Origin of the sequence: Pseudomonas floridensis (genome assembly GCF_002087235.1) — a bacterium.
GTDB classification, from domain to species: domain Bacteria; phylum Pseudomonadota; class Gammaproteobacteria; order Pseudomonadales; family Pseudomonadaceae; genus Aquipseudomonas; species Aquipseudomonas floridensis.
The window spans coordinates 1-8847 of record NZ_MUIO01000149.1 but is presented as its reverse complement, the minus strand read 5'-3'; the positions used below and the strand labels follow the sequence as shown (position 1 = coordinate 8847).

Genomic DNA, 8847 nt, shown 5'->3' with positions numbered 1-8847 from the left:
CGGACTTGTCCGCGAAGAGCCTCAGCCCCCGCAGACAGCCGGACCTGCGCAGTCACTCAATGCGAAAACAGCGAGTTGCCCACCTTCCCCGCCATCTTCTCCGGCTTGATCAAGAACCGCGCCAGCGCTGGCAACAGCCACAGGGCGCCGAACATGTTCCAGAGCAGCATAAAGGTCAGCATCAGCCCCATGTCCGCCTGGAACTTGATGGCCGAAAAAATCCAGGTGCACACACCGATCGCCAGGCAAAGACCGGTGAACAATACCGCCTTGCCCGTGGATTTAAGGGTTTCGTAATAGGCCTCCTGCAACGGCAGCCCGGCGCGCAGGAAACTTTCCAGACGGCTATAGATGTAAATACCGTAATCGACCCCGATCCCCACACCCAATGCCACCACCGGCAAGGTCGCGACTTTGACGCCGATACCCATGAAAGCCATCAGCGCATTGCCCAGCACCGAGGTCAAGACCAGCGGCAGCACGATGCACAGCGTCGCTGCCCAGGAGCGGAAAGTAATCATGCACATGGCCGCAACACAGACGTAGACCAAAATCAGGATCGTCAGCTCGGACTTCTTGATGACCTCGTTGGTCGCCGCTTCGATCCCCGCGTTACCGGCGGCCAGCAGGAACTGCATGTCCGGGCGATTGTTCTCCTTGGCGAAGTCTTGCACCGCATGCACTGCGCGGTCTAGGGTTTCGGCCTTGTGGTCGTTGAGGAACACCAGCAGCGGTGCCAGCGAACAGGTGTTGTTGTACAGACCGTCAGCTCGGGCGATGGAGTTGTTGAGCACGTCCTTGTTGCGCGACAGGGTTTCCCATTTCAGGTTGCCCTCGTTCATGCCCTTGATGACCTGCCTGGATACCGTCACCAGCGAAATGGCCGACTGCACACCCGCAGTGTTCTCCATCTTCCACGCCAGCTCGTTGATCGCCGACATGGTCGGGTAGGCCGAGCAGCCTTCAGGTGGCGTCTTGACCATCACCACCAGCACGTCGGAACTGGTCGAGTAGTGGTTGATGATGAACGCGTTGTCCTGGTTGTAGCGAGAGTCGGGACGCAGCTCGGGCGCACCTTGATCCAGATCGCCGATTTTGAGGTTCTGGCTGTACCAGAGGCCGCCGCCGAAGGCCAGCAGCGCCAGCACAATGGAAACCGGGGCGACCTTGGCGCTGGCGAAGCTGGACAGCAGACGCCAGAACGGATGCTCGGACACCGCATCCTGCTTGCTGCGCGTGATCGCCCTTTTGCTGATGCCTACGTAGGAAATCGCCACTGGCAACAGGATAAGGTTGGTGAACACGATCACTGCCACCCCGATGGAGGCACCGATGGCCAGTTCGCGAATCACACCGATGTCAATGATCAGCAGCGTGATGAAGCCGACGGCGTCGGCCAGAATCGCGATCATGCCGGGCAGAAACAATTGGCGGAACGTACGTCGTGCCGCCGTCAGCGCGTTATCGGCGTCGCTGGATTGCAGGGCGATGCCGTTGATCTTCTGCACGCCGTGGGAAATCCCGATGGCAAAAATCAGGAACGGTACGAGCATCGAGTATGGGTCGATGCCGAACCCCACTACATGCATCAGGCCCAGTTGCCAGATGACCGCAATCAATGTGGTGATCAACAGGGCGACGGTGCTGCGAATGCAGCGCGTGAACCAGATCAGCAAGACCAGTGTGATCAGAAAGGCAATGCCGAAAAACATCACCACCATGAACAGACCGTCGATCAGGTCGCCCACCTTCTTGGCGAAGCCGACAATGTGAATCTTGATAGTGGGGTTCTGCGCCTCGTATTTGTCGCGGATTTTTTCTTCGAGCTGGTGGGAGAATTGCTGATAGTCCAACGCCAGCAACTTGCCTTGATCCGCCGGATCCGGATAGGACTCCTGCAACGGCACGTCAATGATGCTGGACTTGAAGTCGTTGGCCACCAGCCGCCCGACCTGGCCGGACTTGAGAACGTTATTGCGCAACAGGTCCAGGCTGTCATCGGACCCGTTGTAGCTCTGCGGGATCACCTCGCCACCGGCAAACCCCTCCTCCGTCACCTCGGTCCAGCGCACGCTGGGGCTCCAGAGGGATTTCAGGCCGGAGCGGTCAACGCCGGGAATGTAGAACACCTCGTCGCTGATCTGGCGCAACGTTTCCATGTACTGCCTGGAGAAGATGTCACCATCCTTGGCTTCCACCGAGATACGCACGGTATTGCCCAGATTCGCCAGGTCATTGCGGTGCTCCATCATGTTCTGAATGAATGGATGCGACAGCGGAATCATTTTCTCGAAACTGGTGGACGGGCGGACCTGAGTCGCCTGCCAGAACAGAAAAATGCTGGTCAGCAGACACAGCACGATGACGGCCGGACGGTTGTTGAAGATCAGGCGTTCGAGGAAGGTCTCCTTGTCGCCGGAGTGTTGCGTGTGCTGAAGATTGGTCATGCCTGAATGTCCCCGCCCTGAAAGGTCTTATTGTTGGGTCGTCTCGGCGCCCGTCGGCGAGGTGACGCGTACGCCCCCTTGTCCTACCAGAATCAGATTGCCTTGAAGATTGGCGGTCACGCCCGCCAGCGAAATCCGGTCAGGGCGGTTATAGACCTGAAACGTTTCGCCGTCATCGCTGCTGCGCATCACGCTGCCGCCATTGCCGACCAGCACCAGCGAGCCATCGGCCAGGAGCGATGCACTGGACAACCCGAACTCCAGCGGGCCGCGCGCGCCCCGCAGTTCGATGGGCTGCCAACTGTCGCCGAAATCGGTCGAGCGAAACAGATTGCCGCGCAGGCCATAAGCCAGAAGCGTTGACGGGCTGGTGGTGCCTATCGCCCCGAACAGCGAGCCTTGATAGGGACCTTCGAGTTTCTCCCAGGTCTTACCCTCGTCACGGGAGCGGAACATGCTGCCTGCCTCGCCGACGATGAACAGCCCGGCGTCCTTGACCTGAGTGATGCCGTTGAGGTGGTACTGATCTTCGTTGTCGAGACGATCGCTGACGTCTTCCCAATTCTGACCACCGTCCGAAGTGGTCAACAGCGCGCCATAGGCGCCAATGGCAAACCCGGTTTGCAGGTCCTTGAACCAGACATCCAGCAACGGCGCTTCACGCGCCAGATCCTCGAACTGTTTGCTCCAGTTCTGGCCGCCGTCGCTGCTGACCAGAATCTGTGCATCGTGACCGACCGCCCAGCCATGCCGGTCGTCTACGAAATAAACCGCTGTCAGCAACTGACGGGTCGGCACACGCGCCTGGATCCAGCTCGTTCCCTGATCGTCGGAATACAGAATGTGCCCGTGATCCCCGACCGCCACCAGACGCGGGCCGGCATGGGCGACATCCAGCAACAGGCCGCGCGAAGCCTTGGCCGATTCGATGGCGTAAAGGGCGGAAGGATCGGCAGCCTGAGCGGGCGCCGGATCGGATGCGGCCATCAGTGGTGCGGCCACGGAAAAAGACATCAGGATGGCCAGGGACATGCCCGCGCGTAACCGTGTGCGCCAATAGACAGGCTCACTCATGGACTTCTCCCCTCTTATTGTTATTCAGGTTCCGGATCGACCCGTTCGTACCGCCAAAATGCGCGCGAGCGCTCTGGCCATACGTTTTTGGAAGTCATGCCATCCTAGGCAGTTTTGCAAATGCCTGACAATCGACATGTCGTTATCTTTTGTTAAGCGCACCGAACGTGATTGATGCGCTATCAACGGGCCTGATACAGAGCGGACTGCCTGTGCTCAGTCGATGACGACATGGGGCAGGAAACGGCTGGTGTCCTTGGTGATCAGGCTGTCATCTTCACGAATGCCGATACCAGCGGCCAGATCACCGATCACCCATGAGCCTATCAGCGTGTAGCTGTCGCCGAAGCGTGGCAGCGGCGAATACGCCTGCAGAATGTAAGGCGCGTCGGTGTAAGGGCCGTCCACCGCGATCACCTCGTCACCCGGAGTGCGCATCTCGATGTTGGCACCCTCGCGGGAGAAATACGGCTTGCGCACCCAGCCTTTGGGCACCGGTTGCCGCGGATCACGGTCCACATGGGACGGCAGCAGGTTGGGATGACCTTCGTTGAATTGCCACAACAGAGGCAGAATGCCCTTGTTGCTGAGAATGGCTTTCCAGGCAGGCTCGACAAACTGGGTGCCGCTGCTCGCTACGTGACTGCCAAACGCCTCGTGAAAGATATGCTCCCAGGCATGCAGCTTGAACAGCCGCTCGATCTGCTGCCCTTCCATGTCGACGAAGCGGCCATCGCCGGTCAGGCCAATGTCCTCGATGTCGATGTGCCGAGCGTCGATGCCGACATGGGCGGCCATTCGACGAAGAAAATCAGTGGTGCCGCGATCTTCCACAGACCCAGACATGGCCGAGAAGTGAAACGGTCCTTGCCGTGGAAACTCGGCGAACGCTCGCACGAGGTCTTCGGCAATGGAATTGAACTGGGTTGCATGAGCCGGCAGAACGCCACGCGCCATCTGCTCTTCAAGCCAGAGCAGTTGCACCGCCCCCGCTTCCATCAGGCTGGTCGGGGTGTCGGCATTGATCTCGTACATCTTCGCCGGGCCGCTGCCGTCATACGCGAAGTCGAACCGCGCATACAGGTGCGGATCGCCCCGCTTCCATGAGGTGCGGATCAGATCGAAGAACGCCTCGGGAATGGCCAGTTGCGAAAGCAGCTCTTCACTGTCCACGATCCGCCCGACGGCATCCAGGCAAAGCTGGTGCAACTCCTGGGTTGGCGTTTCGAGATCACGGGTAATCTGCTGCTCGGTGAACAGGTAGTACCCGCGCTCATCCCAATAGCGCTCGCCGTCGATGGTGTGGAAATTGAATCCCTCACGCTCGACGGTGGTTCGCCAGTCAGGCCGTTCCTCGATGCTGATCTTTTTCATGGCGCCTATCCGTCAGCCCCCGAAACTACTGCTGCTACTGCTGCTCTTGCCACCCCAGCCGCTGCGCGCCGAGGCCTGGCTGCCGAAGCCACCGCGAGAAATGGTCGACGACACCGACGAACCGGACCCCGAACCGGAGCCACCCAGGCTGCGGCCCAGCGTGCTCGTGCCGTAACTGCCGGAGCCGGAGCGTGCCTGGGTCGACTTGCCGAACGTCTTGCCACGCTCCATCTGGCTCGGCAACGATGAGCCGTAATAGCCATAGGTGCCTGAACTGCGATCATCACGTGTCTGGTAGATGGGCTGCGAGTAGTAGCGACTGCCGCCGCCAAAACCATTGCTCATCAGGTTGCCGATCAGCAGACCGGTCAACAGCCCCGTGGTACCGCTCATACCGGCAGGCGCGGCCTGGGCCACTTCCTGATTGGCGCGGTCCAGAGCCTCTTTGGGCACATTGCCTTCGAAGCCCAATTCGAACCCGCCCATCTTCGGCGTGTACTTGCCATCGGACGTGACCTGGCAATAATCCGGGATGAAGTCGGCGTCGCAGGATGCCTTGTCGTCATACACCGGCGCGATGGTCCGGTGGTCGGACAACGCTTTCATGTAGGCATCCGAGCACACATCCACCGGAATCTTGGCATCGGTACATTCCTGCACCGTTTTGAAACTGGCCTTTGCCTGGAAGTTAGGGGCATCATCCGCAGCGCCGCAGCCGGAAATGGCTAAGGGAAGCGTGCTGGCAAGTACCCATTTTACTGAACTGCGTCTCATCGAGAGTCTCCTTGACCGTCGCCGTTATCAGACCGAGGGGGTCATGCAGGCTGCGTTGAGAAGACCGACGCTGATGGCGACGCTGGCGGAATAAATGGCTGCCGCCATCTCGCCTCTGGCGATGCGGGCCGAAAGGCCTTTAAGTACCAGACTGGTGACACCGAATGCCGCCAGTTGCACCACCGCTCCAATCACCACCCAGACGATCACGTCCAGAATGCTGATGCTGTAGGTGATGATGTTGCTGGCCGGCAGAGCAAAGCCGATCAGCGAACCACCCAGCGCCAGTGCCGCTGCGCTGTTGTTCTCGCGAATCAGCGCGAACTCCTTGTGCGGCGTGATGCGGCTGTAGATGAACTGAAACAGGGCGAACAGGATGGCTGCCACCAGAATGTACAGCACAAAACCAAACACTGCGGTGGCGTTGAGCGACAGACGAAGCGCGTCGATCATGAGGATTTCCTTGTCATAGAACGTTGATATCAGTGGATTGCAGCGTCACGCCAACCGCCGTGGTAAGAGTAACCACGCCCTCCTCGTCTTCCTCGACCGAGAACAGCAGAAACTCCCGACGATTGATCAGACCCGTCTCACGGGCGTACAGCATGCTCAGGTGTTTGACGCGGTAGGCACCCTCAGGGCTGACGACGTCTTCATTCAGGGGCGTCAACTCGGTCTGCCCGGTTTCTGTTCCCCATTGCCGCTCGAAGGTCTCACCTTCATGCTCGTAAACCGGCAAACCGATCTTCGATGCAGGTCCGGTCAGACGCAACAACTCGTCCTTGCTGGTGATCGGCGTGGCACTGTAATAGCCGAACAGGATGATGTCCTGAATATCTTCAGGATTGGGGCCATTGGTGACCACTTGCAGAAAATAGTCCTCATCATCGAGGTAGAAACGCTGCAGCACCATGGACTGACCGAGGTCGATGCGACCGACCGCCCAGACTTTTTCGTCGCCCGGCACTACCACATAGGAATGGCCATCGAGCAGCATCTTCAGTGAGGTGTCAAGGCACAGCATGCGCCCTGACGCCAGCCCCAGCGGCGTGGAGAAACCGGTTGAACCCGCATTGCTGGCCGAGGTTTTGGGCGCTTCCAGCCCCATGGCACGTTTGAACCAACTCATAGCGCGTTTCCTTGAAGTCGACTGGAGGCTATATAGAAAATTTCTCCGCCCTGAATCAGTACGTCATTGGCGGGGTTGATCTGGAACTGTGCGGTGGACGAACTGCGATAACCGATCAGTGTTGCATTGAAATCCTGCCGCAGACGCAGGTACAGCTCGCCGCAGGATGAGCGATAGTCACCCGGCAGCACGTGACGGAACTGAGTGGCGCCCTCGCCGATGCACAACAGCTCGGTAATCACTGAACTCGAGCCCGGATCCTGAGAGGAACGGACGAGCATTTCAATGGCCATGTTCGAGGTGCACTCCAGTTCGGGCGCGTAGGTTCTGGCCAGTGCCGCCCGCTCGGAATTGTTGAAGTGCGCCACCACGTGCCCGGTCGGCCCGAGGCTTTTAAGCGTCAGCACGATCGCCAGCGTCAGGCTGTCGGACTGGGTATGCACCAGAATCCGCTGCGCACCGGTCACGCCAGCGCGTTGCAGTACCGACGGGGAATCGAGCGAGTCACCCTTGATGAACGAGGCCCGGCCTGGCATGGGGTTTTCGGAAATGATCGAATCACAGATCACCAACCCCGTACGACTGGTCGAGGTGTCCTGACCGAGGAGTTCGACGATGCGTTCACTGGTTTCGCCATCCCAGCCGATCAGCACGGTGTGGCCAGCGAGTGCAGAGCAGTCGCCCTGTCCTTTCATGTTTCTTCTCCAGATATCACCGACCGAAGTCGACGCCTTGCCGATAACCGTGGTCAGCAAGGCGATACCGCCCAGCATGATCCAGGTGGTGGTAATGATCTTGCCCCAGCCGGATTTGGGCGACAGGTCGCCGTACCCGACAGTGGTCGCGGTGGTGAGGTAGAAATAGGTGAAGTCGGCACCCTGGATCAGATGCTCTTCGCCCGCCAGCGTCAGCAGCAGCCAGGAGACGGCGTAATGCGTCAACAACAGCATGCCAATGCCAGCCCAACCGAATCGCTCGAAGAACACCGAGGCGTGACGCCGAAGTAACAGCAGCAGGGTCATGCGAGCACATCCATGAGTCAGGTTCCCTTCCAGACGGGTCGGCGATGACGACCCGCAGTCAACAGCATGTCCTTTCAGAGTGGTCAGGTGGTCTCGGCCAGCAACGACTTCGAATGCATCAACCACGCAACGCAAATGCCCGCGAGCGCACCGGCCAGGTGCGACTCAAACGAAACGCCGGGCACCGGTACGAATCCGTAGATCAATCCGCTGTAACCCACAAGCGCAATCACGGCCAAAAACAGGCTGGCGAGACTGCGCTGATACCACGCCCGCGCCAGTAGATAGGTCCACAGGCCGAATATCAAGCCACTTGCCCCGACATGAATACTGGTGCGTCCAAATAACCAGACCAGCAAGCCGCCCAGCAGACAGACGAGGCCTGCCACCCAGGCATAACGTTTGACACCTTCGGTTGCCACCAGCCAGCTCAGCACCATGAAAGGCAGCAGATTGCTCAGCAGATGCCGGAACGAACCGTGGATGAACGGCGCGAGCAAAATGCCCTGCAAACCTGAAACCGTACGCGGAATGATCCCGTACGTGACCAGATTGCCAGCAGAAAACGCATTCACCAGTTGTACCCCAACCAGCAACAACGACAATGCGAGGATGACCTTCAATCGTGCTGAAAAGCTCATCAGGCCTCCTCGCCTGTCTGTACTTGACGCTTACTGGGCCGGCGTCTGGCTCTTGGCTTTCAGCCGCGCCAGCACATCATCCGCACCGCCGCTTTTGGCACCAATGCCGGCTTCCTGAAGACGGCGTTCCAGATCGCTGCCGGTGGACTGACTGGCCAGCTCTTCGGCGGCTTCCAGCTTGGCGTCCTGTTCATCCTGACGCTGCTTGAGGCGGGCCAGCGGACCGCCCGCAGTTTCCAGCGCGCGGCTGGCGCCGCCGGTGGCGGTCGCCGTTGCGACGCGGGCCTTCTGCCCGGTTTCGCGAGCCTTGGCCATTTCGACCTGTTGCCTGAGGCTCTTGATGCGCGATTCGCGCTTGACCACCTGTTTCTGCAGCAGGCTGACCT

Annotated in this window: 9 protein-coding genes; all 9 read right to left on the bottom strand. The window is 59.4% G+C overall.

All coding sequences use genetic code 11. From position 1 onward, the window contains the following. Positions 1-56: 56 nt before the first annotated feature. On the bottom strand, positions 57-2447 hold the full coding sequence (locus BZK31_RS26995) for an efflux RND transporter permease subunit (RefSeq protein ID WP_083186274.1): 2391 nt from the start codon (positions 2445-2447) through the stop codon (positions 57-59). A gap of 27 nt (positions 2448-2474) precedes the next feature. Next, positions 2475-3521: a WD40/YVTN/BNR-like repeat-containing protein gene (locus BZK31_RS26990; protein WP_083186273.1), complete on the bottom strand. Its 1047-nt coding sequence runs from the start codon at positions 3519-3521 to the stop codon at positions 2475-2477. A gap of 216 nt (positions 3522-3737) precedes the next feature. After that, a complete protein-coding gene (locus BZK31_RS26985) occupies positions 3738-4895 on the bottom strand; it encodes a glutathionylspermidine synthase family protein (protein WP_083186272.1) in 1158 nt (385 codons plus the stop codon). Positions 4896-4907: 12 nt separating this feature from the next. Further along, positions 4908-5669, bottom strand: a complete 762-nt coding sequence (locus tag BZK31_RS26980) for a DUF1190 domain-containing protein (protein ID WP_083186271.1) — start codon at positions 5667-5669, stop codon at positions 4908-4910. A 27-nt stretch (positions 5670-5696) separates the two neighbouring features. Continuing rightward, positions 5697-6122, bottom strand: a complete 426-nt coding sequence (locus tag BZK31_RS26975; RefSeq protein ID WP_083186270.1) for a DUF350 domain-containing protein — start codon at positions 6120-6122, stop codon at positions 5697-5699. Positions 6123-6135: 13 nt separating this feature from the next. Next, entirely contained in the window at positions 6136-6798 is a 663-nt protein-coding gene (locus BZK31_RS26970) for a YjfK family protein (RefSeq protein ID WP_083186269.1), read from the bottom strand. Continuing rightward, positions 6795-7820, bottom strand: coding sequence for an ion channel (locus tag BZK31_RS26965; protein ID WP_083186268.1), 1026 nt, complete (start codon positions 7818-7820; stop codon positions 6795-6797). The genes BZK31_RS26970 and BZK31_RS26965 overlap by 4 nt, the downstream gene beginning before the upstream one ends. 83 nt (positions 7821-7903) lie before the next feature. Further along, positions 7904-8461: a rhomboid family intramembrane serine protease gene (locus tag BZK31_RS26960; RefSeq protein WP_083186267.1), complete on the bottom strand. Its 558-nt coding sequence runs from the start codon at positions 8459-8461 to the stop codon at positions 7904-7906. Between the two features lie 30 nt (positions 8462-8491). Next, positions 8492-8847, bottom strand: a 356-nt coding sequence (locus BZK31_RS26955; RefSeq protein WP_208617238.1) for a PspA/IM30 family protein, incomplete at its 5' end; no start/stop codon positions are given.